The organism is Nesterenkonia alba DSM 19423 (genome assembly GCF_000421745.1).
Lineage (GTDB): Bacteria > Actinomycetota > Actinomycetes > Actinomycetales > Micrococcaceae > Nesterenkonia > Nesterenkonia alba.
Window position 1 is genome coordinate 49,142 of sequence record NZ_ATXP01000002.1, and the last position, 25,592, is coordinate 74,733.

Sequence of the window (25,592 nt, forward strand, 5' to 3'; positions counted from 1 at the left end):
GATGGCCACCCCCTTGTCGCTGTCATGGACGCGTTGAGGTCAGTGTAACCCTCAGCTACCGACGCGGAAGCGAGCGAAGCCCACCGCGTTGGTGCCGCCTTGTTCGAGCACCTTGGCCACGGTGATCTTCGGGTCCTTGGCGAAGGGCTGGTCCAGCAGCACCTGCTCCTTGAAGAAGGCGTTGGTGCGGCCCTCGATGATCTTCGGCAGTGCCTGCTCGGGCTTGTTCTCCGCCCGTGCGGTCTCCTCGGCGATCCGGCGCTCGTTGGCGACAGTCTCCTCGGGGACCTCATCGCGGGTGAGGTAGGCCGGGGCGAAGGCTGCAGCGTGCACGGCGACATCGTGAGCCGCGGTCTTGGCATCTTCGGAGTCGGCGTCGACAGCAACGAGCACACCCACCTGAGCGGGCAGATCCTTGGAGGTCTTGTGCAGGTACGCGTCGACGTAGGCGCCGGTGACCTTGGCCAGACGCCGGACCACGACCTTCTCGCCGAGCACGGCGGCCTCTTCGGTGACGTAGTCGGAGAGCTTCTTACCTTCGACGTCGGCCTCCAACAGGGCCTCGACGGAGTCGTAGCCGCCGGCCACTGCGGTGTCCAAAACCTTCTCGGCCAGGGCGATGAACTTGTCGGACTTAGCGACAAAGTCAGTCTCCGCGTTGACTTCGAGCAGGTAACCGGCCTCACCGGTGACCTTGGCGGTCACCAGGCCTTCGGCAGCGGAACGGCCTTCGCGCTTGGCCGCACCCTTCAGACCCTTGATGCGGATGGCCTCAATGGCCTTGTCGACGTCGCCGTCGGCCTCATCGAGGGCTTTCTTCACGTCCATCATCCCGGCGCCGGTGCGCTCGCGCAGGGCCTTGATGTCGGCTGCGGTGTAGTTCGCCATCAGTGTGCGTTCCTCCCGGTAGGTAGGTTCAGGACTCGGACTTCTCAGCGGTGGCGGCGGCTTCCTCGGCATCAGCGTTGGCCGGTGCGGAGGATTCGTCGGCTCCGGTCTCAGACTCAGCGGCGGCGTCCCCTTCAGTGGTGGGGCTGGCCTGGGCCGGCTGATCGGCAGCTTCGGAGATCTCCGCGCCTTCACCCTGAGCGGCCTGCTCGGCGGCGTGCTGCTCGAGCAGCTCCCGCTCCCATTCGGCCATCGGCTCCGCTGCGCCAGAGGAGGAGCCCCCACCTTCGCGGGCGAGCAGACCCTCGGCGACGGCGTCGGCGACCACACGGGTCAGCAGGTCCACCGAGCGGATGGCGTCGTCGTTACCCGGGATGGGGTAGTCGACCTCATCGGGGTCACAGTTGGTGTCGAGGATGGCCACCACCGGGATGCCCAGCTTCTTGGCCTCATCGACGGCCAGGTGCTCCTTGTTGGTGTCCACCACCCACAGGGCGGAGGGAGTCTTGGTGAGGTTGCGGATACCACCCAGGTTGGCCTGCAGCTTCTCCAGCTCACGGCGCAGCAGCAGCAGTTCCTTCTTGGTGTACTGGGAGCCGGCGACGTCGTCGAAGTCGATCTCCTCGAGTTCCTTCATCCGCGCAACACGCTTGGAGACGGTCGCGAAGTTCGTCAGCATCCCACCGAGCCAGCGGTGGTTGACGTAGGGCTGACCGACACGCTGAGCCTGCTCAGCGATGGCCTCCTGGGCCTGCTTCTTGGTACCAACGAAGAGGATGGTGCCCCCGTGGGCCACCGTCTGCTTGACGAATTCGTAGGCGCGGTCGATGTAGGACAGCGACTGCTGCAGGTCGACGATGTAGATGCCGTTGCGCTCAGTGAAGATGTAGCGCTTCATCTTCGGGTTCCAGCGGCGGGTCTGGTGGCCGAAGTGGACTCCGGAGTCCAGCAGCTGGCGCATGGTGACGACGGGCATGTCATTTCCTTTCGGTGCCGGGCTTGAAACACGGGCATCCCGCGCAGCTCCGGCTGGTGTGTTCTCGGTTACTGTTCGGAAGCCGCCTGACCATGTCACTCTGGCGAACCAGAGCATCAAAGCGGCTCCTGTCACCCGGTTTTCCCGGGCTCCTAGCTGCGAACCGGTGTGTGGCCCCGATCCCGGACACACCGGCGGCTTGTGACCGTGTGGTGTGGACCGATGGGATCGACCCGTGTTCAGCGTGCGCGTCACACAGGGATTCGAACAGCGCGTAGTCAGCTCGGCGCGCAGGAGATAACCCCCACCCGTCAAACTGCTGGGCTCAGTCTAGCCGGTGCGGGCAGATTTCCCCAACTGCTGGAGAAGTACTCGCGGGCAGGCCACCACTGGTGGCTCCGCCCGGGTGCCCGTTGAGTTTTTCACAGCAGATGGCACCGGGTACGACGCGCCGGGGTTGTGCACATATTCTGCCGACTGACGAGCATCACTGTGGACGACGGCGCACCCTGTCACCCATGAGCGCATCACCGACCACCGTGCCGTTTCCCGCCACGGGCCGGCCGGTGCTCTCCCGCCCACCATGGGGTCTGCTGTTGCTCTTCGTGGTCTTAACGGTGGTACTGCTCGGCACACCGGGACCAGTCCGGGCCTCTGCCGTGGGCGAGCCTGGTGACCAGCATCCCTCGGATTGGGAGTCCCCGACACCGGGTCCGGAGGTTCTCCGGGAGTTCGCCGCTCCCCCGGCGCCCTGGGCGGCGGGGCATCGCGGGGTGAAGCTCGCTCTAGAACCCCACGGCGCAGTCCATGCCCCCGCAGATGGGGTGGTGAGCTTCTCCGGCGTCGTCGTGGATCGTGAGGTCCTCTCCATCGACCACGGTTCCGGCTACATCTCCAGCTTCGAACCGATCGAAACCGATCTTCAGCAGGGAGACACCGTCACCGCCGGTGAAGTCATCGGGCAGTTATCCACGTACGACGACGGCGGCTACGCCTGTGACCAGCCGTGCCTGCACTGGGGAGTCCGTCACCACGGCGAATACATCAACCCGATGCTTCTGCTGGGCCCCGTGGAACCCTCGGTCCTCCTACCGGTTCACAACGACTGATCTCTTCACCAAAGGCAAGATACCTTGTCTTCGCTGGACACAAGATATAGCATGAATAAGGGGAATGAACCGCATATAACACCATCAGCAAGGAAACATGGGTTTAACGATGAAGATATTCGACATGCTTTACGCAACTTCCTGATCCGGCATGTTGACCAGGGGGATCTCGAGCTGACCGTTTTCATCGGCCCAGCCCGTCAGGGAACCATCCTGGAAATCGGTGTCATTGAAGACGACAAGGAAACCCGAGTCGTCCACACCATGCGAGCACGTAGAAAGTATTGGCCCCCGGAAGGTACGTGAGAAGAATGGCAACCAAAGCACGCATCAGCGATGAAGCGGCCCTCCGGCGATTCGAGGAAGGCATCGACTTCGACCCCGCCACGTCCCGCAGACCGGCAGATACCGCCGAGATTCGCGCCGCTGCCATCATGCGCGAGTACGCTCAGAACCTCATCGATGAGAAAGTCATCGAGGCTCGGCGGCGCGGCGTCACCTGGTTGGAGATCGCACTCGCTCTCGACGTCTCACCCCAAGCCGTCCGCCAGAAGTATCGCGACCGCATTTGACCTCCTTATACAGCGCGAGGTGAGTTCAGATACGCCAGCACGGCGCGGACGCGCCGATTGGCGGCGCCGTTATGCTCGATCCCCAGCTTGGCGAAGATCGAGGTGGTGTACTTGCTGATGGCACCCTCACTGAGGAACAGCCTGCCAGCGATGGCCTGATTAGACAGCCCCTCGGCCATCAGACTGAGCACATCCTTTTCCCGATCAGTGAGCGAGGCCAAGGAAGAAGCAGGTTCAGCCCGCATCATCCGGCTGACCACTTCCGGGTCCAGTGCGGTTCCGCCAGCAGCCACACGCTCAACCGCCTCCATGAAAGTGGCAGCGTTGAAGACACGATCCTTCAGCAGATACCCCACCCCGGCAGCACCGTTGGCCAATAACTCCCGGGCATAGAGCTGCTCCAAGTGTTGGGACAGGATCAAAACCGAGGCCTCTGGACGTTCAGCGCGAATCTGCAGCGCCAACTGCAGGCCCTCATCCGAGTGTGTAGGGGGCATGCGGATATCCAGCACAGCAAGATCAGGGCGGTGCTGACGCAGGGCTCGCAGCGCTGAGTGCGCATCAGCGACGGCAGCCACCACGTGGTGTCCGTGGGATCGAATCAGATGTGTGAGTCCCTCCCGAAGCAGGTACTGATCCTCAGCCACCACTATGCGCATGGAACCTCCACTACAGCACGAGTGGGGCCTCCCCTGGGGCTGCTGATACGCAACGTGCCATCGAACCACCCCAGCCTCTCCTCGACCCCCGCCAGGCCGCTCCCCGACTGCGGGTTAGCACCCCCACGTCCGTCATCTTCAACCACCACGGTGAGCCTCCCACTGTCCTGCTCAAAGGTGACGCGTACGCCGGAGGCCTCAGCGTGCTCAACAGCGTTGGCGAGCAGCTCTGCCACGGCAAAGTACACAGCCGACTCCAGAGGGGCTTCCAGTCTGCGTGTGATGGTCCCGTGCACGGTCACCGGCAGTGGGACATCCAAGGCCAGTGCTCGCACGGCATCAGCCAGCCCCCGTTCCACTAGCACCGGCGGCAAAATGCCACGGACCAGTTCACGCAGTTCCTGAAGAGCCGCGTGGGAAGACTCCCGGGCCTGACCGATCAGTTCCTTCGCCTGAGGGGGCTGCCGATCCACCAGCGCTTCTGCGGCACCGAGGGTCATACCAATGCTGACGAGTCTGGCCTGGGCGCCGTCATGCAGATTCCGCTCCAACCGGTACAGTTCCGTCTGCTGAGCCCGGGTGAGATCTGTGCGCCCCTTTTCCAGCGACTCCACTCGGGAACCGAGCAGATCAGCCGTCGAAGGCCCCAGAAGCCTCACCGCCACCGCCGATAGGAGGTCCCGCAGTGGGGGAAGCACCACAGCTAGGGGGATCAGCACTGGGGCTATAAGGAGCCAGAACGTTTCTCGCCAGGTAGGCAGAAGGCGGACCACCCACTCCTCGGAACGTCGTAATAGCCCGGCTGTCAGCGGATCATAGTGCTCACCCCAGGTCGAGGTGGCCAGATGCGCCACCGCATACGGCGGTTGCCGTCGCCCCTGAAGTGACCCGTCGGTCCACTCCGCCAGTAAGCGGCGGAAAGTATCCGCCACCATCCGTCCGCTGAGTGTCACCGAGACCCCGGCTACGGCAAGCGTCCAGCCCACAACCGCAAGCCAGTGCCATGCACCCCAATCCCCGGCGATGTGATGGAACAACAGCGCAGCACAACCCCAGAGGACAGGCAGCGCCCAGGCTAAGAGAACGAGGGCAATACGTCGAAGGACCATGCCGCTCAGTCTTGCCGGGCGGGTCTGGCATGACAACGTTTCTGCGGCGTGGAGGGCTAAGTGTGGGCCTAGACCCACCGGCTACACCCACTGAAGAGGGCGCGGCGATCCCAGTTCACCGGGGCCGTGAGGTGATGTCACCAGCCAGGGCGAGCAGACGCTGGGCGGAGTCGACCCAGGAGTAGTCCTGGCTGCGTTCTCGGGCCAGGGCACTGGCCTGAGCGAAAACAGCGGGGTTCTCCAAACGGCGCACGGCGGCAGCGAAGTCTGCGCCGCCGTCGTCGGAAACCACCAACTGGGCCGCCGGATCGGTACCACCGGTGACTTCCTTGAAGATCGGCAGCCGGGAGACAATCACCGGGGTGCCGTGGCTCATCGCCTCAATCACCGGCAGCCCGTATCCCTCTGCATGGGACAGCGTCACCAGTGCTGCGCAGCGGCGCAGCAACCGGTGGTAGTCGTCCTCACTGATGCCGTTGTGCACCACCACCTGCCCGGGACGTTCCGCCAGGGCGAGTAACTGGGCCCGGCGCGCGGCCGTGATCGGTGAACACAGGTGCAGCCGGTACTCCGGGAGCCGGTTCAGCGCCACGACGAGGGCCTCGACGTTCTTGTACTCCATGAAGGAGCCCATGTACACCAGGTCACGTGTGGGCATCACAGCGGGATCTCGGGGAGTGCTGACCACCTGAGGGGCGTTAGGGATGAGGTGGACTGGACGTCGGGTCAGCCGGTGCTCGGTCATCAACTCCGCGGTGGTCTGCGAGACGGTAGCCACGGCGTCGGCTCGGTTCAACGTGATGCGTTGAGGCACGTAACTGAGATGGTAAAGCCGCCACCCCAACCGCACCGGTGCCGGCAGATCCCGCGGCGGTCTCCGGTGCTGGTAATAGATGAGGTCGTGGAGGGTGAGAATCAACCGGTACCGCCGACCCAGGCTCCCCATGGTCTGCATCGGCGAGAAGACGACGTCGGGGGCGTGGGGGTTCAACTGCCGCGCCACAAACGGCTCCGCGGGCGAGGTCGGTGAGGAGATCCGCAGATGCGGCGCCTCCGGCAGCAAATGCAGCTGGCCGGGATCACTGATGAGCATGGTGACATCGGCCCCCTCCTGACGCACCGCTGCCACCAGGGAGGCGGTGTACCGGGAGATGCCGTCGTGGACGCGGGTGCGTACATACCGGCAGTCGATGAAGAGCCTCACCGGACCATTGTTTCAGGCGGGGAGAAACTCCCGGCTGCGCGTGGTGACCGGAACCTGAGCCGTTCAGCCTGTTTCCGGGTTGACCTGGCACGATGCGGATCTGTGAGCACCGCCTACGAGTACTGGACCACCGGACCCGGCACCTCCGAGGTCCGTGAGGTTGCCATGCCCGAACCCGGTGAGGCAGAAGTGCTCATCGCCACGGAGATCAGCGGTATCTCCCGCGGAACGGAGACCCTCGTTCACCGCGGCGATGTACCTGAGGCGGTCGCCTCCCTGATGCGCGCCCCGCACCAACTCGGCGAACTCCCCTATCCCGTCTCCCACGGTTACCTCAATGTCGGCAGAGTCCTCAGCGGACCAGCACACCTGCGCGGGCAGCGAGTCTTCACCCTGGCCGGGCATCGCAGCCACGTGGTGGTACCAGCCGAGGACTGCCACGTGCTGCCAGAGCAGATGCCCAGCCCCCGGGCTCTCCTCGCTGGGGTGGCGGAAGTGGGACTCAACGCCGTGTGGGAGGCGCAGCTCTCCCTGGGTGAGCGAGTCGCCGTCGTCGGCGCCGGTCTCGTGGGGTTGTGTACCGCCCTGATGGTGAGCAAACTGAGCCCCCAACGGTTAGAAGTCATCGACATCGACCCGCAGCGCCGTCAGCTGGCCGAGGAACTGGGGCTGACCAGCCGCACCCCCGCGGACGCCGAAGGAGACAACGACGTCGTCATCCACACCTCGGCGAAGTCGGCAGGCCTGACCCGCTCCCTGGAAATCACCGGGGACGACGGCACCGTGGTGGAGCTCTCCTGGTATGGAGAGCATGAAGCCCAAGCCCCGCTCGGGGTTGACTTCCACGCCCGACGGTTGCGGATCCTAGGGGTGCAGGTCGGGGAAGTCGCCACCGCTAAACGACTGCGGCGCACCCGGCGGGAACGCCTGTCCACGGCGGTCAGTCTGCTCGATGACCGCTTCGACTCACTCATCACCGGTTCCTCCCCTCTTCAGGATCTCCCCCAGGTGATGGATGACCTCACTAACGGTGCGGCGTGGACCCGCGACTGCGTGCTGCACACGGTGACCTATCAATGACCCACCACCCGGACGGAGGAGACACATGATCCAGAACACCCCGGTCTTCCGACTCAGCGTGGACGACCACCTGATGATCGCCCACTCGCTGAACGACCCGTACTTCGGCCCAGCTCAACGTCTGCACGGGGCCACTCTGGCGATCACCGCCACGTTTGAACGCGTGGGGCTGACCGAACACGGGGTGGTGATGGACATCGGAGAGGCCAATCGTCTGCTCTCCGAGGTGCTCTCTGGGCTGCGGTACCAGAACCTGGATGAACACCCCGACTTTGTCGAAAAGCTTTCCACAACGGAGGTGATCGTCCAGCACATCGCCTTACGCCTGGCCGAAGCCTTAGGCAGTGGGCACGGGCTGCGAGCCTTGGAGGTCAAAGCCGATGAGCACCCTCAGGCTCGGGCCTCGGTGCGGATCGAGCTGGAGTAGCCGCCGGTGGGCACGGCGCTGTGGGTGGAGCCGGAGCTCGGCGTGGTCAGTGGTGGTCTCCGGTACAACGCCCAGGTCCGCGGTCAGTTGGAAGCCGCCGGCTGGTTCTGTCCCGTGCTGCGCCGGCCTGTGGAGTTCTTCACCCACGACGACGGCGCCTCCGCTTATGACACGGCACGCCACCGGCATCAGCCAGACCTAGTGATCGTCGACGGGCTCATCGGCGCACAGCACCCACAGTTGTTCTCCCGCGCCGGTGCGGGACAAACGGTGCACCTGGTCCACATGCCCGCAGCCGCAGCCAGTGAGGGATTGGCCGGGATGGACGCTGAGACAGTCGATGAGACTGCCCAGCGGGAACGTGCTGCCCTCCTGAGGGCCGATCACGTGGTGACGGTCAGCCGATGGTGCGCAAAGGAACTGCAGGATCGCTATGGTCGGGATGACGTGCTTATCGCGGTGCCGGGGGTCACCGTCTCGGGCACGGAACCCCGCAGCCACTTCACGGAAACAGCAGGTCAGGCGCGGTTGGCTTGTGTCGCCGCATTTCAGCCGGTGAAGAATCATCACCTGTTGGCTGAGGCACTCAGGCCGTTGCACCACCTTCAATACCGCCTCCTTCTCGCCGGGCCCGGCGCGCAGACGCAGTACGGGGCAGAGGTCCTGGCCCGGCTGCGGGATCAGCTGGGTGAGCGTCTGCAGTTCCGCGGCGAACTAGCACCTCAGGAGGTCAGCCGACTGTGGGCGGAAACAGATTTGCTGCTCGTGCCCTCGCTCGTGGAGGCCTACGGCATGGTGGTGACCGAGGCTTGCGCAGCGGGGGTTCCGGCGCTGGTGGCCGCCGGCACAGGGGCTCAGGAGGCTGCCGGTGCCGCCGGAGTGGCCCTGGACCCCCGCCGTCCAGCCGAGTGGACACAGGCGATCGAACGTTTCCTCACCGACCCGACCCAGCGAGCACACCTGATCGAGGCGGCGAGGCGTCGTCGTCCTCATCTACCGTCCTGGGCGGAAACCGCTGAAGTCTTCGCCTCCTTGGCCTGATCTGCTCAGCGTGCTCCGCCTCGGCACCCGCTAGGATGGTTCGGCTGCCACAGCACGCCACGGGAGTTAGCTCAGTTGGTTAGAGCAGAGGACTCATAATCCTTTGGTCGTGGGTTCAAGTCCCACACTCCCGACCACGCTCCCGAGTCCACCTGGGCCACGCAACTGGATCGCTGGCAACTGAAGCCTGGGGGTTGACCCGGTAGGCCACGCTGCACCACAGGGTTGCCTGACCGTACCGCATGAGTCAGGTGAACCGTGCCAGCGTCTACTGCCAGTTGATGCGCTTGAGACCGTTGGTGCCTTTGCAGATGATGAGGATCAGGTCGATCAGCTGCCAGATCCCGAAGGTCATCCAGGAGAGGAACAGTTTGGCCAGCCCCACGCCGACGTGGCCCAGGTAGAAACGGTCGATCCCCAAGGTGCCCAAGAACAAGCTGAGGATGATCGCCGCCGCATGGCTCTTCGGCGGCCCGGGGTGGTACGGGGCGGGCTGGTGCGGGTCCGGGTAGTACGTCATGGTCCCTCCAAAATCTCGTGATGCGGATTCCCGTTCGGCACCATTACATCATCACACCTCGCTAACGATTGGCTGAAGTGGAGCCTGTGTGCTGGACCACTTCAGACATCCGACTTACCGTGAAGTGCAGAAAGCAGCTTGCAGTCCCCGTGTTCGGGAGGAGCGCGACGAGGTGAACAACAGCACGGCCCCGCTGACCGCTGCTGCCACCGCTCTGGCACTGGCGATGAGCGCCTGCGGTGAGGCAGAGGATCTCCCTGAGGCGGAGGACACCGAAACCACCGATGCTGAGGCAGGCCACATCGAGCCCGAAACCACCGGCGACGACGCCCACGCCGGTGATGATGAGACCGGCCCCGCCGATGAGCCCGAGGAAACGCCCGACGACGACGGCGCCGAACACCACCAGGACACCGGCACCGATACTGAGGGCGAGGCTGAAGAGGACACCGGCGAGGCCGCTGACGGCGCCGAGGATGTGACCCCGGAAGAGTTCAGCACCCAAGCTCAAGAATCCGACGGCTTCCCCGACGGTGGTGACGCTGCCCGGGAGCAACAACTCACCGAGATCCGCCACGGGGTCCACGAGGGGTATGAGCGCGTTGTCTTCGAATACGCCGGCCCCGGAGCGGTCTCCTATCGCGCCGAATACGTCGACGAGGTCTCCACTCTCGGGGTGGGGGAACCGGTGGACATCGCCGGAGAGGCGATTCTGCAGATCGATATCAACGGACCGAATCCGCAGGATCAGGCGATCGGCACCGGGCACTATCTACAAGACCAAGGCGTGCGGATCGCTGACCTCTACGTCCAGGGCCCCTTCGAAGGTCACTCACAGTACGCGGTGGGCGTCGATACCGAACGACCTTTCCACATCTTCACCCTGGAAGACGACGACCGGTTACGCGTCGTGGTCGATATCGCCACCGAATAACCTGCCGCACCACCCCGTCTCCCCATCACCGAGAACCGGACCGGCGGCAGAGGCCTCAGCTGCGGAAGAACTGTCCGGTCTCCGCCCAGTCAGCCCCGTAGTAGAGCTCCTCATAGGTGGACATCGTCTTGTCGATGGCGTGCTGATTGGCCCGCTGCCGGCTGACCGCCCCCATGGCCACCCGCTCTACCGGATCTTTGGCGAAGATGCGGGTGAGCTTCTCAGCGAGGTCGTCGGCGTCGTAAGGTTCGAATAGATACCCGTTTTCCCCCTCGGAAACCAGGTGGGGCAACGCCAGAGCGTTGGCCAAAATCACCGGTTTCCCTGCGCTCATCGCCTCAAGGGACACCAGCGACTGCAGTTCCGCGGTACCGGGCTGACAGAACACATCAGCAGCGATGTAGGCCCGCCGGAGTTCGGCGTCGTCGATATGCCCACGCATCACCACCCGGTCCTGCACGCCGAGTTCGGCGATCTGTTCGCGCAACCGGTCGCGTTGCTCCCCGTCACCGACGATTTCAGCAGTGATCCCCAGGTCAGGGTCCGTGCGAGCCACCGCATCAATGAGCACATCAACGTTCTTCTCCACCGCCAAACGCCCCACGAACAACACCGTAGGTACCTCCCGGGAAGGGATGGACTCCCCGGGGCGTGGTGCGTAGTAGTCGACGTCGATCCCGTTAGACAGTGGTAACACCCGTTCGAAGCCGCCCTTGGCACGCATCGTCTCAGCCGCCAAGGGGGTCGGTGTGGTCACCACGGAGGCTTTGCCCATCAGCCGGCTCATGTCCCGCCAGGAGTTCGTCGAGACGATTCGCTTAAACCACTGGGGAAAGGGCAAGAACGGGTCGAGGTTCTCTGGCATGAAGTGGTTGGTGGCTACCAACCGCACCCGGCAAGCCTCTGCGGCGAGGATCGCGGCTTTGCCGATCATGTAATGGCACTGCACGTGAACGACATCGGGCTTGAGCTCCTGCACCAGGCGGTGCATGGCCGGCTCTACGGTCCACGGCAGACACAGCCGGAAATACTCATGGGTGGGAGCTTTGAACGAGCGGAATCGGTGGATGGTGGCCTCGTCGCGGTACTCCACCGTGTCGGGTCCCGGACCGGGGCGTGCCGCCGCGATGTGGACCTCGTGGCCACGGGCAGTCATGTGCTTAGCCAGGCGGTAACCGAAGACAGCAGCACCGTTGACATCCGGCGGGTAGGTGTCCGCGGCGATCAGCACGCGCAGCGGGCGGCGGGTCACGTCGCCTGGGCCCTCCCGTGTTCGGTAGCCACAGCCTGCTCATCCTCGCTGAGCTGCTCGGCCTGAGTGGGCGGCTGATCCGCATCGGGCACGACGCCGCCGACCACCTCAGCGCTTCCCCCCGCCGCCGGCCTGGGGTTGGCCCAGAGGTGACGGTCCCAGGGGTTGATGTGCTGCCGGCGCAAGTAACGGAATTTCGCCCACGCTTGGAACAAGTAGTCCCCGGAGGCCACCACATGCAGCACGCAGGCGGCGATGAGCACCGACTCTGCCACCAAGGGAAGCAGCTCAAGGTCAACCTGCTCGGCGGCTACCAGCAGGGTCAGGGGGAAGGCGATCATCAGTCCAGCGGTGCGGACCTTCCCCGCAGGAGAGACCTTCAGCTGCGGGGAGCCTCGGAACAGCAGAGCAGAAGTGAGGAACAGCAACACATCCGGCACCAGAATGACCCAAAGCACCCAGCCGGGTATCAGCTCGAAATACACCAGCGTAAAGGTGATGATGACCACAGCGACCCGGTCTGCCAGGGGATCCAACCACATCCCGACGCTGCTGATCTGGTCGAAGACCCGTGCGACGACGCCGTCCACCCAGTCAGTAGCCCCCAGAATCACCAGCACCCACAGGGCACCGATATAGGATCCCTCGCCCACCAACACCACGAAAACGGGCACCAGCAGGAAGCGCAGGACCGTGATGACGTTCGGCGCAGTCAGGAACGTCTCTTTCACGGTGTACTGGTAGCCCTCGCGGGTGCCGGCACCGATGAGTCTCACGCTGTTGAGTCTACTCGCTGCCGCACCGCAGACTGCCGGCTACCGTTTGATGAGTTCACGCAGGAACACCGCGCCGGCGGCGGTGGCTCCCGCGGCCACAGAGAGAGGCTTCCACCGCGCGGAGACGAACTCCTTGGCGGCCTCGACCTTCTCTTCGGCCTCGGAGTCCTCGCGACGCTCGTCCACCGGGGATGAGGCGAGTTCGTCATCGGCGATTTTCCCCTGGGGCAGGCGAGCCACGATCTGGTCCTGCAAGCCCGCAATGTGGTCCCGGCGCAGCGCGGTGCGGCGCAGTAACTCGGTGTAACTGAGTTTGCTCGGTTCCCCAGTGCCGGGGGTCTTCTTCTCCCGCTTGGCCTGCTCGGCGGCTTTGCGCTTGGCTTCTTCCTTGGCGCGGCGGCGCTGTTCATCTGCCCGGTCCAAGGAGCGTGGATCAAAGCTGGTGCCCTCCCGGGCCACGCCGAGGTCCAGCCGGAACCCACGGATGGCATCCTCAGGTACCAGCGGCATGGCACGTTTGAGTTTGACGTAACCGATCAGCGCGAAGATCAACGCAATCAGGAGGAAGACCGCCGCCACAATGAGCGCGGCCAGCCACAGTTCAACGACCAGTGCCAGTGCGGCAATCGCCGCGACAATCAGTGCCACCACTAAAAAGGTGACGAAGACCAGCCCCACCACCATCAGCGCGGCAGCGATCCCGGCAGCCAGCCCTTTGGCTTTCATCTGGGCGGTGGCCAGAGCGATCTCATCGCCGATCTGCTTGGGACCCAGCCGGATGAGGACCTTGAGGACATCGAGAATCGAAGTCTTGGGTGCCTTTTTGGTCTCAGCGGCATGCTGGGCCACGACTGCGCCTCCATCTGGACGTTTACGCTTGACGATGCCCTCCAAACTACCACCGCCAGAGCCGTGCGGCCCTAGTATTGAGGTATGGCTGGTGACTACGACCTCGACGAGCTGTACGCCAACACGTACACCGAGGATGATCGGCTCGCCCATCAGAACCAGCCGATCTCGGAGAAGAAGTTCCTCATCGCCTGGGCCTTAGCGCTTTTCGGCGGCCCCGTCGGCGCTCAGCGGTACTACCTGGGCTTTCTTCCCACCGCGATCGTCAAGACCACCCTGTTCTGCGCGGCCCTGGTGTGTTTCAGCCTGGACCAGGTGAATCTGGCTCTCGGGTTCATGGCCGTAGTGGGCGCCTGGACAGTGATTGACCTGTTCCTACTGCTCTCCGGAACCATGCGTGACACCAAAGATCACCGCCTGGACGGTTACACCAGATTCGGCGGGATCTGCGCAGCCGTCACCGTGGTCGTCTTTGCCGGATTCCTGGTCATCGCCCTGGTCATCGGCACCGCCTCCGGTACAGCACAGTAGCCGGACATCCCCGGCACGGTCACGAGCCCGACCGGTTTAGTCTTCGTCGATCTGTCCCACCGGTGTACGTTTCTCCGCCTGGAACTGGTCTTCTACCCGACCGTAGGCCCAGTAGGCAGACAGGGACATTCCGCGCCGATCCACACCGCGTTCTTTGACGAGATTACGCCGGATGGCTTTCATCTGCTCGCGCTCCCCGTGGATGAAAATCTGAACGTCCCCTGAGGGAATCTCCACCTCGGCCACCGCTGCGGTGAGTTGAGTGGTCTCCGGGGAGAAATCGGCGCCGCGATGCAGCCACCGGACCTCAACACCGGCGGGTGCGGCAATGGGCTGTTCTTCTGCGGCGTCACGCACCTCGATGAGCGCCAGCCCCTGGGCCTGTGCGGGCATACTTTCCACACTGGCGGCGATCGCCGGTAGCGCAGATTCGTCTCCGGCCAACAGATGCCAGTCGGCCTCCGGCCGGGGTGCGTAGCCCGAGCCGGGGCCGAAGAAACTGATCTGATCGCCCGGTTGCGCACCGGCAGCCCAGGGTCCGGCGATGCCCTCGTCCCCGTGGATGACGAAATCCACCCAGATGTGCTGACGCTCCCGGTCAATGTGCCGAATGGTGTAGGTCCGGGTCACCGGCATCTGGTCCTGGGGCAGCTGGTCACGAAGGGCATCCAGGTCGTAAGGGCGTTGCAAGCCAAGAGCCGGGTCGGCAAAGAGCAGCTTGATGTATTGATCGGTGTCCTCTTTGAACTCAATACCGGAGAACCCGTCCCCACCCAGGACCACGCGCACCATATGCGGGGTGAGGTGTTCAGTGTGTTGCACGGTGAGCAAGTGTTGACGGCGGGGCTTGCGTGGTGCTGGTGTCATACACCCACCCTATAGGAAGGTTTACCTCAGTTCATCTCCCGGGGTAACGCAAGATGAGACTCACCTATCTGCGAAGACTCCCGCTGCGACGTCGTCGTCGTTCATCTCCTCGGCACACCCTCGCCATCTCACGAGAAAAACTTGAGCCCTGTTGGCTCAGGTTTGGAATAACCCGGGAGCACACTCCGTTGGAATGACTGGCAGCCCCCTGAAGGGCTGCCCCCACAACCCGATATCGAGTTGTAGGCGATTGGATCTTTCCCGGAAGGAGGCTGATTGCTGATGATCAACCCGACCATGACCCGTCTTGACCCGTTCTCCCTCATTGACGATGTCTTCCGTCAGGTGCGTAGCCCGATGAGTGAGGAGAGCCGCCGCGCCGGTTTCGTCCCCGCCGTCGACGCCCATCGCGATGGAGAGGACCTCATCCTCTCCGCCGACCTGCCCGGCATTGACCCGGAGAACGACGTCTCGGTGGAACTGACCGGTGGACGCACACTCACCGTCTCTGGCGAACGGAAGACCCGTAACGACGCCGAAGGCATCCGTGAGGTGCGCTACGGCACCTTCTCCCGCACCATCACACTGCCGGAGGAGGTCAGTCAGGATGCGATCTCCGCAGAGTACGACGCCGGCGTGCTCACCGTCCGCGTGGCCGGTGTCTACGCCAAGGAGCAGCCACAGCGGATCAAGATCTCATCCGGTCACGGCGCACGCAGCGTCGAGACCTCCGGTTCCGAGGAGAAGAAGGAAATCAACGCCTGATCTCCGCCGGCACTCAGGGGGTCGCCTTCGGGCGGCCCCTTTCGCGTGCCCACCCACCACAGTGAATCGCTACCCCAGATAGAACCCAGCATTATGAGCGGGAGTCTTGCACCGGGGGCTCCCAGCGGCGCAACTGACCGATGAGATCCTCGGCGGAATCGGCGACCACCAGGGCATCGCGTCGCCATGCCGCAATGAAGCCCTCCGCCACCTGATGATCGATCATCGCCAGCAGCGGATCCCAGAAACCTTTGATGTTGTACAGCGCCACCGGCTTGGCATGGATCCCTAGGTATTGCCAGGTCCACACTTCGAAAAGTTCTTCTAAGGTGCCCATCCCGCCCGGCAACGTGACGAAGGCATCCCCTAACTGGGCCATACGAGCCTTGCGGGCATGCATATCCGGGACCACCTCCAGCTGGGTCACCCCGTGGTGAGCCACTTCGCGGTCTACGAGGACCTCCGGCATCACCCCGATGACCTGCCCACCGGTCTCCAGGGCAGCATCGGCCACCTGCCCCATCAGCCCCACCTTGCCACCGCCGTAGACCAGTCCCACGCCGGCGCGGGCCAGGGCACCACCCACGCTGCGGACCTCCTGCTGGTAGGTCAGATCGTGCCCGGAGGCCCCGCCCGTGAAAACTGTGACTCTGTTCAGTTCCATCACAACTCATCCTAGGCCGCACAGCAGCCTGAGTGCGCCCTGACCTCACACCGGCTGGGCACACTCACCGAAGGCGATTTCTCACCCCGACGACTTCCTTGCTAGACTTCCTAGGTCCATTCCTCCGTAGCTCAATGGCAGAGCACTCGACTGTTAATCGAGTGGTTGCTGGTTCGAGTCCAGCCGGGGGAGCTCGAAAGATCTGCGGCCTCTGCTTTTTGGCAGGGGCCGTTAGTCTTTCTCGCAGTACTATGGCGGTCGGCATGCCGGCCTTTCGACCCTCAAGGAATGCTGTGACTGATACTTCTGATGCCGATATTGCGCGCCTGGTGATTTCCTGCCCCGACCAGCACGGCATTGTCGCTGCGGTCTCCCAAACCATCGCCGACCTCGGCGGCAACATCACCACCCTGGATCAGTACTCCACTGGTGTGGAGGACGGCCAGTTTTTCCAGCGCACCGTCTTCCACCTGCCGAGCTTCCCCGCCCGGCGTCCGGAGGTCGAAGCAGCGGTAGAGGCCCTCGCCGAACGGTTCTCCATGCAGTGGCAACTCACCGAAGCCGCTCAACCCAAACGCGTGGCGATCTTCGCTTCCAAAACCGACCACTGCCTCCTGGATCTTCTCTGGCGCCACCGTCGTGGCGAACTGCCCATGGACATCGCCATGGTCATCTCCAACCACCCGGATCTCGCCGAGGACGTCCGGCGCTTCGGCATCCCCTACGTCCACGTGCCCGTGGACAAAGGCAATAAAGCCGCTGCCGAAGCCGAACACCTCACACTGCTGGCCGGCAATGTGGACCTGGTGGTCCTTGCCCGGTACATGCAAATCCTCTCCGGAGAGTTCTTAGAACAGATCGGCTGCCCCGTCATCAATATCCACCACAGCTTCTTGCCCGCCTTCATCGGCGCCGGGCCCTACCAGAAGGCCAAAGACCGCGGGGTCAAGCTGATCGGCGCCACCGCGCACTACGTGACCGAAGATCTCGATGAGGGCCCCATCATCGAACAAGACGTCATCCGTGTCTCTCATGCCGACGACGTCGCCCAGCTCACCCGCTATGGGGCCGACGTCGAACGTGCAGTACTCTCCCGTGCGGTCAAATGGCACTGCGAAGACCGGGTCATCCGGCACGGCAACACCACGATCGTCTTCTAAAGCCGCCGTTTAGGGGTTCACCGGACGGATGGTCAGCGACTCGACCATCGAGGCGTCCTCATTGTCCACCGCGAGCCGGACCGTCTTGGCCACCGCCTGCGGGGACACATACCGCGACCCGTCGTAATCCTCATTGCCGTAGGAACGCTGCAAAGCAACCTGCATCTCCGTGTCCACCTGGCCGGGGTGGATCGACGTGACCCGCACCCGGCCCCGTTCCTCTTCACGCAATGCATCAGTGAGCGCCCGCAGCGCAAATTTCGACCCCGAATACAGCCCCTGGCCAGCACGGGCGGTGAATCCGGCACCGGAATTGATCGCAATGACCTGACCGTCTGATTCACGCAGCGCCGGCAATGCGGCCCGAGTCAGCTCGGCCACGGCGAAAACATTGAGGCTGAACATCCGCTGCCAGTCATCTGGTGCCGCCTGCGTCACCGGAGACACCCATGCGAAACCGGCGCTGTGCACCAGGACATCCACCCGCGGTAGCTGAAGCTGTGCGAACGACGCCGCAATGGAGTCCACCTGCGTCAAATCAGCCAGAAACCCGGAGGCGTCCCCCAGCTCACTGACGGTGCGATCGATCCGTTCCGGATTGGATCCACCCACCACCACGTGGTGGTCTGTGACCAATTCCGCGGCGATGGCCCGTCCGATGCCGCGCGTTCCTCCGGTGACCAGTGCAATCTTCTCTGCCATAGCACTACCGTACCGGCCCGGGGCTCTGCACCCGGTGGTGCCGGCGTCGTACAGTGGTGGACGTGGCCGATAACTCACCGCTGCAGAGCATCACCCTCTCCTCCGGGCTCGTCGTCCGGGAGCTGACCAACTACGGTGAACTCAAACAGGCCTGCCAGCTCTACCGCGGGGTCTTCGGGTATACGGGTGAGGACGAGAGCATCAATCCACGGATGCTGACCTCCCTGCGCCTGCACGGCGGATCCGTGGTCGGTGCAGTAGACCCCTCCGGCACAGTGCTCGCCTTCGCCTACGGGTGGACCGCACTCGACTCCGCCGACGCGATGACCGGCACCACCGACGGCGTCTACCATTTCTCCCAGGCGGCGGTGGTGTCCTCTGTGTTGCAAGGCCAGGGCGTGGGCCGGTCCCTTAAACGAGTCCAGGCCGATGTTGCCTCCCGGTACGGAGCACACCGCATGCGGTGGACCTACGATCCGCTGCTGGCCCGCAACGCGCACTTCAATCTCGACGTACTCGGGGCCGTGGGCCGCTGGTACACCCCCGATGCTCAGGGACTGCCCGGCACCGACCGGATCACCGTGGAATGGCAGTTCGCCCCCAGGGAGGACCCATCCCACCAGGAGCACGCGCCCCACCAACACCGCCTGCCCGCACTGGAGGTGGGCGAGGTGAGGCAAGAGCAGGACACCGTCTACCTGGGGGTCCCGGCGGCCAAACCCGTGGACCCCGACCTCGCCGCACAGTTACGCCACCGTATCGCCGGGCTCTTCTCGCAGGGCTGGCAGGCAGTCTCCTGCACCCGCAGTGACGCCCACACCGCCGTGTACACCTTCACGAGCCCCTGAGCTCTCACGCAGCCCCGAATCGAGGACCCATGCGCATTACTGAAGCCGTTCTCTACGACGTCGAACTCCCCCTGGTGCATTCCTTCGAGACCAGCTCCCACCGGAAATCCTCCTTGCGGCACCTGCTGATCCGACTCACCGACACCGATGGGGCCGAAGGGTGGGGAGAGATCGCCTCACCAGCAGGGCCGTACTACGCCTCCGAGACCACCACAATCGCCAAGCACACCGCAGGCGAGTACCTCATTCCCGCATTGGCTGGTGCCCAGTGGGACCACCCCGACGAGGTCTCTGACCTCTTCTCCACCATCCGGGGACACTACTTCGCCAAAGCCGGCGTGGAGATGGCCGCTTGGACCCTCTGGTCGACCAAGACTGGCATCCCCCTGAGCACGGCGCTGGGCGGAACCCGCAGCACAGTCATCGCCGGGGTCTCCCTGGGGATCGAACCACGGATTGAGGACCTCTTGGTCCAGGTGGGTCGATATGTGGAGGCCGGCTACCCGCGGGTGAAGCTGAAGATCGCCCCCGGGTGGGATGTGGAACCCGTTCGGGCGGTGCGCGCCGAGCATCCTGACCTGGATATCCACGTCGACGCCAACGGGGCCTACCCGGGTCGTGGAGAGCAGGGCTATGACGAGGCGATCGCCATCTTCCGCGCTCTTGACGCCTACGGGTTGACGATGATCGAACAACCCTTCGCGCCACGGAATCTCCTGGACTCGGCGCGCCTGCAGGCCAAGCTGCGCACACCGATCTGCCTGGACGAATCGGTCGAAACCCTCGATGACCTGCGCACCGCAGTGCAATTAGGTGCCGGCGGGGTGCTCAATATCAAGGTCTCCCGGATGGGTGGACTCACCACCGCCCGGCGCGCCCACGACCTGGCACAGGAAGCCGGCTGGCCGGTGTGGTGTGGCGGGATGCATGAATTCGGCATCGGACGCCTGGCCAATGTGGCGATCTCATCCTTGCCGGGCTTTACGCTGCCCAGCGACGTCTCCGCCAGTGAGAAGTACTACGCCGAGGACATCATCGACCCACCGGTCACCGCCGAGGCGGGAGAAGTCCGCGTGCCCTCTGTACCGGGCCTGGGCGCCCGGGTGAAAACCGAGCTCATCACCCAGCACGCAGCCGATAGCCAACAGTTCAGGCTGTAGCAGCTGCGGAGCGCTCCTCATCACCGGGCTGAGCGACCTCGCTGCTGTCAGAAGAGCCGGTGTTTTCAGCCCCTGGGCCGGAGCGTCCACGGCCGATGACTTGGAGCACCACGGCTACAGCCATAGCCACCATGCCTGCCACCGAGATCGTCATATCCGGGTAGATGAGCATCAGCCCACCGAGGATGAGCAGCGTCCGCTCCCAGCCGTTAGCACGGCGTACGAGGTACCCCGCCAGTCCGGAAGCTAGGGCAACCATCCCCACGATCGTCATCGCCAAATATCGCACGGTCTCGAACCATTCCCCTTGCAGCAAGAGTGCCGGCTGCAGGATGAATACATAGGGGATGAGGAATCCGGCGAAGGCGATCTTCAGTGCCGTCACCCCCGCCGAGAGCGGATTCGCGTGGGCGATACCCGCCCCGGCGTAGGCAGCCAGACAGACGGGTGGCGTGATATCGGCGAGAATGCCGAAGAAGAACACGAACATGTGAGCTGCGATGAGCGGCACGTCGAAGTTGTTGTAGAGGATCGGTGCAGCGATCGTCGCGGTGACCACATAATTCGCCGTGGTGGGAAGTCCCATGCCCAACACGATGCAGGCGATCATCACGAAGAACAGCACCAGCATGAACTCCAGCTGGTTACGGTCGATGAGCACTTCAAGGAACCCCGGGAAAAAGGCGATCAGCGAGCTAGAGATATCCATCAGCCCGGCACCCAGTTGCCCGCCCAGTCCGGTGGAGGTCACAGTACCTGCCACGATTCCCGCAGTGGCACAGGCGGCGATCACCGGCAGCGCTGTCCGGGCTCCGGCGATAAACATCTCGGTGACCACCTGAGCCAGCGCGAGAGCGGACTTGCCCACGGCTTGGGGGATCTCGCCGCGTTCGGCCGCTTCGGAGAGCAGTGGACCAAAGTGCTGGATGAGCGCCCTGATGAAACTGATCCCCAAGGCGGTGCCGATGCCGAACAGTGCCGCACGCATCGGGCTCATCCCCGACAGCAGTGTGGAGATGATGACCACCAGGGGCAGGAGCATATCGATCCGGGTCAGGATGGACATCCATGTCGGCAAATCAGCCGAAGCCATTCCTTGAAGCCCGTTGCGCTTGGCTTCAAAGTGCACCGAGAGCATCGCCCCGAGGAAATACAGCAGTGAGGGGATCACTGCGATGACGATGAGCTCGTTGTACTCCAAGTCCGGCACATTCTGGGCCATGATGAAGGCTGCAGCCCCCATGATCGGGGGCATGAGTTGCCCGCCGGTGGAGGCGGTGGCCTCGGTGGCCGCCGCCACGTGCGGTTTGAAACCGGCCCGTTTCATGATGGGGATGGTGAAGGAGCCTGAGGCCACCGTGTTGGCCACCGACGACCCGGAGATCATTCCCTGCAGACCGGAGGCACCAACCGCGGCTTTAGCGGGTCCCCCGGAGAACCGACCAGCCGCCCGGAAGGCGAGGTCGTTGAAAAACTGCCCAATATTGGTGCGCAGCAGCACCACGGCGAAGAACAAGAACAAGAAGATGAAGTTCGCCGAGACTTGGATCGGGGTCCCGAAAACTCCCTGCCCCGAGGAGAGAAACAGGTTAGTGGCCACCTCCGACCACTCCTGGCCGCGGTGGGCAAAAGCAGGCAGGTGATTGCCGAAGATGGCGTAGAGGATAGCCAGCGAGGCAATAATGACAATGGGCAAGCCCACACAGCGGCGTGTGGCTTCCAGCACCAGCAGCACCCCGACGGCGGCGACAGCAATGTCGAGGTCGGTATACCCCAGGATCTGGGTCCGGTTGGAGACCAGATGCGGGTACCGGAAAAAGATGTACAGACTGCACGCGATCCCCGCAGCAGCGAGGACGACGTCGTACCAGGCCACTCCACGGTGACGCCCGGTGAGGATGTTCTTCCACTTCTGATCCGGGTCCCCGGGCTGCAACAGCTTCCGGGAAATCGGGTACAGCAGGAAGATCAGTCCCACGGCCCCAGCGACGTGCAACGAGCCGTGCATCCACTGATTGAACGGCCTGTTAAAGGCCGCATAGAGGTGGTAGGCGGTGAAGGCCACCGAGATGGCCCCCACGAGCCAACCCCACCAGCCAAGATCGGTGCGATACCGGCTGGAGACGTCGTGCTCGCGGAGGACCTCCTCGGCCTTCTCCTCAGAGGCGGCGCCCGGCTTCATCCCAGCTGGGGATTCGGCCGGGCGCCGACTCGGAGCAGCGGTGTTCACGGCAGGTCGATGCCCTGCTCGTCGTAGTACCGCTCAGCACCGGGGTGCAGCGGCAGGTCGCCGATGCCCAGCAGTGCCTCGTCGATGTCGATGCTCTCACCCTGGTCCACGGTGATCTGGTCGGCGTTGTCGAAGATCGCCGCGGTGATCTCGTAGGCCAAGTCCTCAGAAACCTGAGTGGAGGAGGCCACCAGGGCGGCGAAAACCGAGAGGGTGGTGACATCCTCGTCGAGGAATTCGTAGGCGTCGGCCTCGATCGTGTAAGCCTCGTAGTCGCCAGTGTCGGCGATGTCCTCGGCGTCGGACTCATCGAGGGAAACCAACCGGACATCGGTGGACTGAGCCAGCTCGGTCAGTGAGGCCACGGGCACACCAACGACGAACATCGTCGCGTCGATCTGACCGTCGGCGAGCATCTCCGTGGAGTCACCGAATTCGGTCTCCTCAGCCTCGTAGTCGCCTTCTTCGATACCGAAGTGCTCGAGGATCGCATCGGAGATGATGCGGGTACCGGAGCCGACGTCGCCCACAGCGATGGTCTGGCCCTCGAGGTCCTCAATGGTTTCAATATCCGAATCGGCACGCACCACAATGTGCATGGCCTCCGGGTAAAGGTTCGCGATCCAGCCGAAGTTGTCGATGACCTCACCTTCAAGGTCCGGCAGCTCTCCGTTCATCGCGTCGATGGCGGTGTCATTCTGGGTCAGGGCCAGCTGGGACTGTTCCTGGTAGATCCGGCCGAGGTTGTCGGCGGAACCACCGGACTCCACATAGTTCACCGTGGCTTCAGTCTCTTCTTCGAAGATGCTGGCCAGCTCACCACCCAGCGGGTAGTAGGCCCCACCTGTACCACCGGTGGTGAACTCCAGGTCCGTGATGAAGTCGTCCTCGTCACCGACCTCAAGGTCACCGTCACCGTTGCCGTTGTCGTCGTCGCCGCACGCGGCCAGCGCGGTCAGTGCGCCAATGGCCAAGGTTGCAGCGGCAGTGCGTCGAATATTCATCTGTCCTCCTGAGTGCGATGCAGGATCGGTCCTGTTCAGCTTATTTCACGCATGCATGTCGGGGCTACTCAGGCAGTGAGGCGCAACACACCTGTAACACGATTGTCACCCATCCCTGACCTTTCCGGCGTAGGCACTGCTGGGCATCCACCATGACTTATAGGATGGTCGCCATGACGTCTCAGCCTCGTATCGCATCAGGACATGGACTGGCCACTGTGGCCGCCGACGGCACCGTTCTCGACACCTGGTTCCCTTCCCCGGTCCTCGCTCCCCTGGAGCAGAACACCGATGAGGAACTTCTGGCTTCACTACGGGCCGCCGAGTCCCAGGACTTCGACCGGGCCGTGCACACTGAGGCGGTTTCAGTGGAATCCGATCTGGACTCCGAGGCCACCTCCACCTCCGATGTCTGGCTGCGTCTGCACCTGCTCTCCCACCGGTTGGTCCGGCCCAACACCATCAACCTCGAGGGCATCTTCGGCCACCTGACCAATGTGGTGTGGACCAACTTTGGCCCCTGTGCGCTGGAAGGTTTCGAGACCACCCGGCTACGCCTGAAGGTCCGCGGGCACGTCACCGTGCACGCCATCGACAAATTCCCCCGCCTGGTCGACTACGTCACGCCCAAGGGGGTGCGGATCGGTGACGCCGACCGCGTCCGGCTCGGCGCCCACCTGGCAGAGGGCACCACAGTGATGCACGAAGGTTTCGTCAACTTCAACGCCGGCACACTGGGCAGTTCGATGGTCGAAGGCCGCATCTCCGCCGGGGTGGTCGTGGGTGACGGCACCGACATCGGCGGCGGGGCTTCGATTATGGGCACGCTCTCTGGCGGGGGTAAAGAGCGCATATCCCTCGGTGAGCGCGTCCTGCTGGGCGCGAACTCCGGTGTGGGCATCTCCCTGGGTGATGACTGCGTCGTCGAAGCGGGGCTCTACATCACCGCTGGAACCAAAGTCGCTGTGCTCGATGCCGCCGGTGAGGTCACCAACACTGTGAAAGGCAGCGAACTCTCCGGGGTGAGCAACCTCCTCTTCCTGCGAGACTCGGTGACCGGCCAGGTCCAAGCCCGTCCCCGCGCCGGGCAGAAAGTAGAGCTCAATGCCGCTCTACACGCCAACTGAACCGGGCAGGATGCCGTGAGTCGATGAGTCCTCGATCCCAGCCCCGCCCTGTGGTGGCCACCCGGCCCATGGCTCGGCGCACTCGCCGCCGTCGGACCGTGGCCGCCCTGGGGCTCACGGCCGCATTGATCGCCGGGACCACCTACGGAGCCTGGCGGTATATCGATGAGAACGAATACCTCCTCGATGCCCGCTGTGAAGTCCAGGTCGGAGAACACCAACAACGCCTCTCCCCCGAGCAAGCCGACAGTGCTGCCCTGTTAGCGGCCACCGCTGTGGAACGTCAGCTGCCCCCTGCAGCGGCGGTCCACGCCGTGGCGATGTCCCTGCAAGAGACCGAACTTCAGCTGCGCGCCGATGACCCGGATCCAGGCGAACGCGAGCTCTTCGCCCGGGGTCGTCCCGCCTGGAGTGACCAGGCCGGGGCGGAGCAGGTTCCAGTGACGGTCAACGGCTTTTTCGACCTGCTGGAAGAACGCTACGAGGCTGCTCTTGCCGCGGAAGAGGAATCCGAGGACGAAGACGACGACGCCGAGGACACCGAGGACGAAGACTCCGCCGGTGAGTACTGGCAGCCTGAGATGGAGCTCGACGTCGCTTCAGAGGCTCTCGACCGTCCGCATAACGCGCAGTTCTACCCCGAACATTATGACCGTAGCCGGGCGTTTGCCGCCCCGTTGGCCGGTCAGTCCCAAGTGGACTTCAGCTGCACGCTCAGCCAGCTCGAGGTACCCGGTCCGGACCCCGAGGGTACAGCGGAGGAACTCATCGCCGTGGTCCCCACCGCTTTGGAGATCCCCTTCACAGAACCGGAAGACGACGATGAAGACGAGGGTGACGAGGATGGGGAGACCGAAGACGACGACGTCGCACCGGAGCCGCTCCCCGAGGGGATCGTGGAGGTCACCGGCAGCGGAGAAGAGGCCGTGGTGACCGTCACCGCCCCGCCTGCTGATGAGTTTTACGATTACCAGTGGATGGTGGCCCATTGGGCGGTGGCCAGTGCTGAGCGCTTCGGTATCCAGAGCGTCACCGCCGGCTCCCAGCAGTGGACCCGGGATAACAGCCACTGGGAAAGCACCGATGAGCCCACCGAGGCGGACACGGTGGTCATCGGCTTCACCCGCGACATCTAAGC

General features: G+C 63.8%; 28 protein-coding genes and 2 tRNA genes. 15 read left to right on the forward strand and 15 right to left on the reverse strand.

The window, feature by feature from the left end:
* Positions 1–51: 51 nt before the first annotated feature.
* Both tsf and rpsB read right to left on the reverse strand, forming a co-directional pair.
* Positions 52–888: a translation elongation factor Ts gene (gene tsf / locus H578_RS0101965; protein WP_022872031.1), complete on the reverse strand. Its 837-nt coding sequence runs from the start codon at positions 886–888 to the stop codon at positions 52–54.
* A gap of 28 nt (positions 889–916) precedes the next feature.
* Positions 917–1,864 (reverse strand): 30S ribosomal protein S2, encoded by a 948-nt coding sequence (rpsB, locus tag H578_RS0101970; protein WP_022872032.1) that lies wholly within the window; start codon positions 1,862–1,864, stop codon positions 917–919.
* 518 nt (positions 1,865–2,382) lie between these two features.
* Here rpsB and H578_RS0101975 point away from each other — a divergent pair.
* Positions 2,383–2,973: a M23 family metallopeptidase gene (locus H578_RS0101975; protein ID WP_084709813.1), complete on the forward strand. Its 591-nt coding sequence runs from the start codon at positions 2,383–2,385 to the stop codon at positions 2,971–2,973.
* A 129-nt stretch (positions 2,974–3,102) separates the two neighbouring features.
* Here H578_RS0101975 and H578_RS16655 read toward each other — a convergent pair whose 3' ends face one another.
* The gene (locus H578_RS16655; RefSeq protein ID WP_022872034.1) at positions 3,103–3,234 is read right to left on the reverse strand and encodes a hypothetical protein; all 132 of its coding nucleotides are present in this window, start codon (positions 3,232–3,234) and stop codon (positions 3,103–3,105) included.
* A 50-nt stretch (positions 3,235–3,284) separates the two neighbouring features.
* On the opposite strand from H578_RS16655, the gene H578_RS0101985 reads away from it, so the two are divergent.
* Positions 3,285–3,545 carry a hypothetical protein gene (locus H578_RS0101985; RefSeq protein WP_022872035.1) on the forward strand — a complete coding sequence of 87 codons (261 nt, stop codon included), beginning with the start codon at positions 3,285–3,287 and terminating at the stop codon, positions 3,543–3,545.
* A gap of 5 nt (positions 3,546–3,550) precedes the next feature.
* Here the strand turns inward: H578_RS0101985 and H578_RS0101990 are convergent, their stop codons facing one another.
* The 3 genes from H578_RS0101990 to H578_RS0102000 all read right to left on the reverse strand — a co-directional run bounded on the left by H578_RS0101990 (position 3,551) and on the right by H578_RS0102000 (position 6,517).
* Positions 3,551–4,204, reverse strand: a complete 654-nt coding sequence (locus tag H578_RS0101990) for a response regulator transcription factor (protein ID WP_022872036.1) — start codon at positions 4,202–4,204, stop codon at positions 3,551–3,553.
* Complete coding sequence (locus H578_RS12560) at positions 4,195–5,313, reverse strand: sensor histidine kinase (RefSeq protein ID WP_084709815.1); 1,119 nt, start codon at positions 5,311–5,313, stop codon at positions 4,195–4,197. Before H578_RS12560 ends, H578_RS0101990 begins: the two co-directional genes overlap by 10 nt.
* Positions 5,314–5,428: 115 nt before the next feature.
* A complete protein-coding gene (locus H578_RS0102000) occupies positions 5,429–6,517 on the reverse strand; it encodes a glycosyltransferase family 4 protein (RefSeq protein WP_022872038.1) in 1,089 nt (362 codons plus the stop codon).
* A 102-nt stretch (positions 6,518–6,619) separates the two neighbouring features.
* Here H578_RS0102000 and H578_RS12565 point away from each other — a divergent pair, with 102 nt between their 5' ends.
* The 4 genes from H578_RS12565 to H578_RS0102020 all read left to right on the forward strand — a co-directional run bounded on the left by H578_RS12565 (position 6,620) and on the right by H578_RS0102020 (position 9,202).
* A complete protein-coding gene (locus H578_RS12565) occupies positions 6,620–7,597 on the forward strand; it encodes a zinc-dependent alcohol dehydrogenase (RefSeq protein ID WP_022872039.1) in 978 nt (325 codons plus the stop codon).
* Positions 7,598–7,622: 25 nt separating this feature from the next.
* Positions 7,623–8,024, forward strand: a complete 402-nt coding sequence (locus tag H578_RS0102010) for a 6-pyruvoyl trahydropterin synthase family protein (protein ID WP_022872040.1) — start codon at positions 7,623–7,625, stop codon at positions 8,022–8,024.
* 6 nt (positions 8,025–8,030) lie between these two features.
* Positions 8,031–9,065, forward strand: coding sequence for a glycosyltransferase family 4 protein (locus tag H578_RS12570; protein WP_022872041.1), 1,035 nt, complete (start codon positions 8,031–8,033; stop codon positions 9,063–9,065).
* A 60-nt stretch (positions 9,066–9,125) separates the two neighbouring features.
* Positions 9,126–9,202 (forward strand) — tRNA-Ile (locus H578_RS0102020).
* A 131-nt stretch (positions 9,203–9,333) separates the two neighbouring features.
* Here the strand turns inward: H578_RS0102020 and H578_RS12575 are convergent.
* Positions 9,334–9,585 carry a TM2 domain-containing protein gene (locus tag H578_RS12575; RefSeq protein WP_022872042.1) on the reverse strand — a complete coding sequence of 84 codons (252 nt, stop codon included), beginning with the start codon at positions 9,583–9,585 and terminating at the stop codon, positions 9,334–9,336.
* Positions 9,586–9,757: 172 nt separating this feature from the next.
* Here H578_RS12575 and H578_RS15375 point away from each other — a divergent pair, with 172 nt between their 5' ends.
* Positions 9,758–10,519: an AMIN-like domain-containing (lipo)protein gene (locus H578_RS15375; RefSeq protein WP_156837174.1), complete on the forward strand. Its 762-nt coding sequence runs from the start codon at positions 9,758–9,760 to the stop codon at positions 10,517–10,519.
* A gap of 55 nt (positions 10,520–10,574) precedes the next feature.
* Here the strand turns inward: H578_RS15375 and H578_RS0102035 are convergent, their stop codons facing one another.
* Genes H578_RS0102035 through H578_RS0102045 form a run of 3 tightly spaced genes read right to left on the reverse strand, consistent with a single transcriptional unit; the run spans position 10,575 to position 13,396 of the window.
* Positions 10,575–11,771 carry a glycosyltransferase gene (locus H578_RS0102035; RefSeq protein ID WP_022872044.1) on the reverse strand — a complete coding sequence of 399 codons (1,197 nt, stop codon included), beginning with the start codon at positions 11,769–11,771 and terminating at the stop codon, positions 10,575–10,577.
* Entirely contained in the window at positions 11,768–12,547 is a 780-nt protein-coding gene (locus H578_RS12585) for a CDP-alcohol phosphatidyltransferase family protein (RefSeq protein ID WP_022872045.1), read from the reverse strand. The genes H578_RS0102035 and H578_RS12585 overlap by 4 nt, the downstream gene beginning before the upstream one ends.
* A gap of 39 nt (positions 12,548–12,586) precedes the next feature.
* Positions 12,587–13,396, reverse strand: coding sequence for a phage holin family protein (locus H578_RS0102045; RefSeq protein ID WP_022872046.1), 810 nt, complete (start codon positions 13,394–13,396; stop codon positions 12,587–12,589).
* A gap of 84 nt (positions 13,397–13,480) precedes the next feature.
* Between H578_RS0102045 and H578_RS0102050 the strand changes: the two genes are divergently transcribed.
* On the forward strand, positions 13,481–13,927 hold the full coding sequence (locus tag H578_RS0102050; protein WP_022872047.1) for a TM2 domain-containing protein: 447 nt from the start codon (positions 13,481–13,483) through the stop codon (positions 13,925–13,927).
* Positions 13,928–13,963: 36 nt separating this feature from the next.
* Here the strand turns inward: H578_RS0102050 and H578_RS0102055 are convergent, their stop codons facing one another.
* A complete protein-coding gene (locus H578_RS0102055; RefSeq protein WP_022872048.1) occupies positions 13,964–14,794 on the reverse strand; it encodes a siderophore-interacting protein in 831 nt (276 codons plus the stop codon).
* A 282-nt stretch (positions 14,795–15,076) separates the two neighbouring features.
* Between H578_RS0102055 and H578_RS12590 the strand changes: the two genes are divergently transcribed.
* On the forward strand, positions 15,077–15,559 hold the full coding sequence (locus H578_RS12590; RefSeq protein WP_022872049.1) for an Hsp20/alpha crystallin family protein: 483 nt from the start codon (positions 15,077–15,079) through the stop codon (positions 15,557–15,559).
* 91 nt (positions 15,560–15,650) lie between these two features.
* On the opposite strand, the gene H578_RS0102065 is transcribed toward H578_RS12590, so the two are convergent.
* Entirely contained in the window at positions 15,651–16,223 is a 573-nt protein-coding gene (locus H578_RS0102065) for an LOG family protein (RefSeq protein WP_022872050.1), read from the reverse strand.
* Between the two features lie 120 nt (positions 16,224–16,343).
* On the opposite strand from H578_RS0102065, the gene H578_RS0102070 reads away from it, so the two are divergent.
* Together H578_RS0102070 and purU are read left to right on the forward strand one after the other, a co-directional pair.
* Positions 16,344–16,415 (forward strand) — tRNA-Asn (locus tag H578_RS0102070).
* 71 nt (positions 16,416–16,486) lie between these two features.
* Positions 16,487–17,383 (forward strand): formyltetrahydrofolate deformylase, encoded by an 897-nt coding sequence (gene purU / locus H578_RS0102075; protein ID WP_051130751.1) that lies wholly within the window; start codon positions 16,487–16,489, stop codon positions 17,381–17,383.
* A gap of 9 nt (positions 17,384–17,392) precedes the next feature.
* Here the strand turns inward: purU and H578_RS0102080 are convergent, their stop codons facing one another.
* Positions 17,393–18,085, reverse strand: coding sequence for an SDR family oxidoreductase (locus H578_RS0102080; RefSeq protein WP_022872052.1), 693 nt, complete (start codon positions 18,083–18,085; stop codon positions 17,393–17,395).
* 62 nt (positions 18,086–18,147) lie between these two features.
* Here H578_RS0102080 and H578_RS12595 point away from each other — a divergent pair, with 62 nt between their 5' ends.
* The gene (locus H578_RS12595) at positions 18,148–18,933 is read left to right on the forward strand and encodes a hypothetical protein (protein WP_156837175.1); all 786 of its coding nucleotides are present in this window, start codon (positions 18,148–18,150) and stop codon (positions 18,931–18,933) included.
* 29 nt (positions 18,934–18,962) lie between these two features.
* Positions 18,963–20,093: an o-succinylbenzoate synthase gene (gene menC, locus H578_RS12600; RefSeq protein WP_022872054.1), complete on the forward strand. Its 1,131-nt coding sequence runs from the start codon at positions 18,963–18,965 to the stop codon at positions 20,091–20,093.
* On the opposite strand, the gene H578_RS12605 is transcribed toward menC, so the two are convergent.
* Together H578_RS12605 and H578_RS0102100 are read right to left on the reverse strand one after the other, a co-directional pair.
* Entirely contained in the window at positions 20,083–22,323 is a 2,241-nt protein-coding gene (locus H578_RS12605; RefSeq protein WP_022872055.1) for a TRAP transporter permease, read from the reverse strand. The two genes, menC and H578_RS12605, sit on opposite strands and share 11 nt — an antisense overlap.
* The gene (locus H578_RS0102100) at positions 22,320–23,327 is read right to left on the reverse strand and encodes a TAXI family TRAP transporter solute-binding subunit (protein ID WP_022872056.1); all 1,008 of its coding nucleotides are present in this window, start codon (positions 23,325–23,327) and stop codon (positions 22,320–22,322) included. Before H578_RS0102100 ends, H578_RS12605 begins: the two co-directional genes overlap by 4 nt.
* A 152-nt stretch (positions 23,328–23,479) precedes the next feature.
* Here H578_RS0102100 and dapD point away from each other — a divergent pair, with 152 nt between their 5' ends.
* Complete coding sequence (gene dapD / locus H578_RS0102105; RefSeq protein WP_028463849.1) at positions 23,480–24,454, forward strand: 2,3,4,5-tetrahydropyridine-2,6-dicarboxylate N-succinyltransferase; 975 nt, start codon at positions 23,480–23,482, stop codon at positions 24,452–24,454.
* A gap of 23 nt (positions 24,455–24,477) precedes the next feature.
* The gene (locus H578_RS15380) at positions 24,478–25,590 is read left to right on the forward strand and encodes a hypothetical protein (protein ID WP_156837176.1); all 1,113 of its coding nucleotides are present in this window, start codon (positions 24,478–24,480) and stop codon (positions 25,588–25,590) included.
* Positions 25,591–25,592 lie beyond the last annotated feature (2 nt).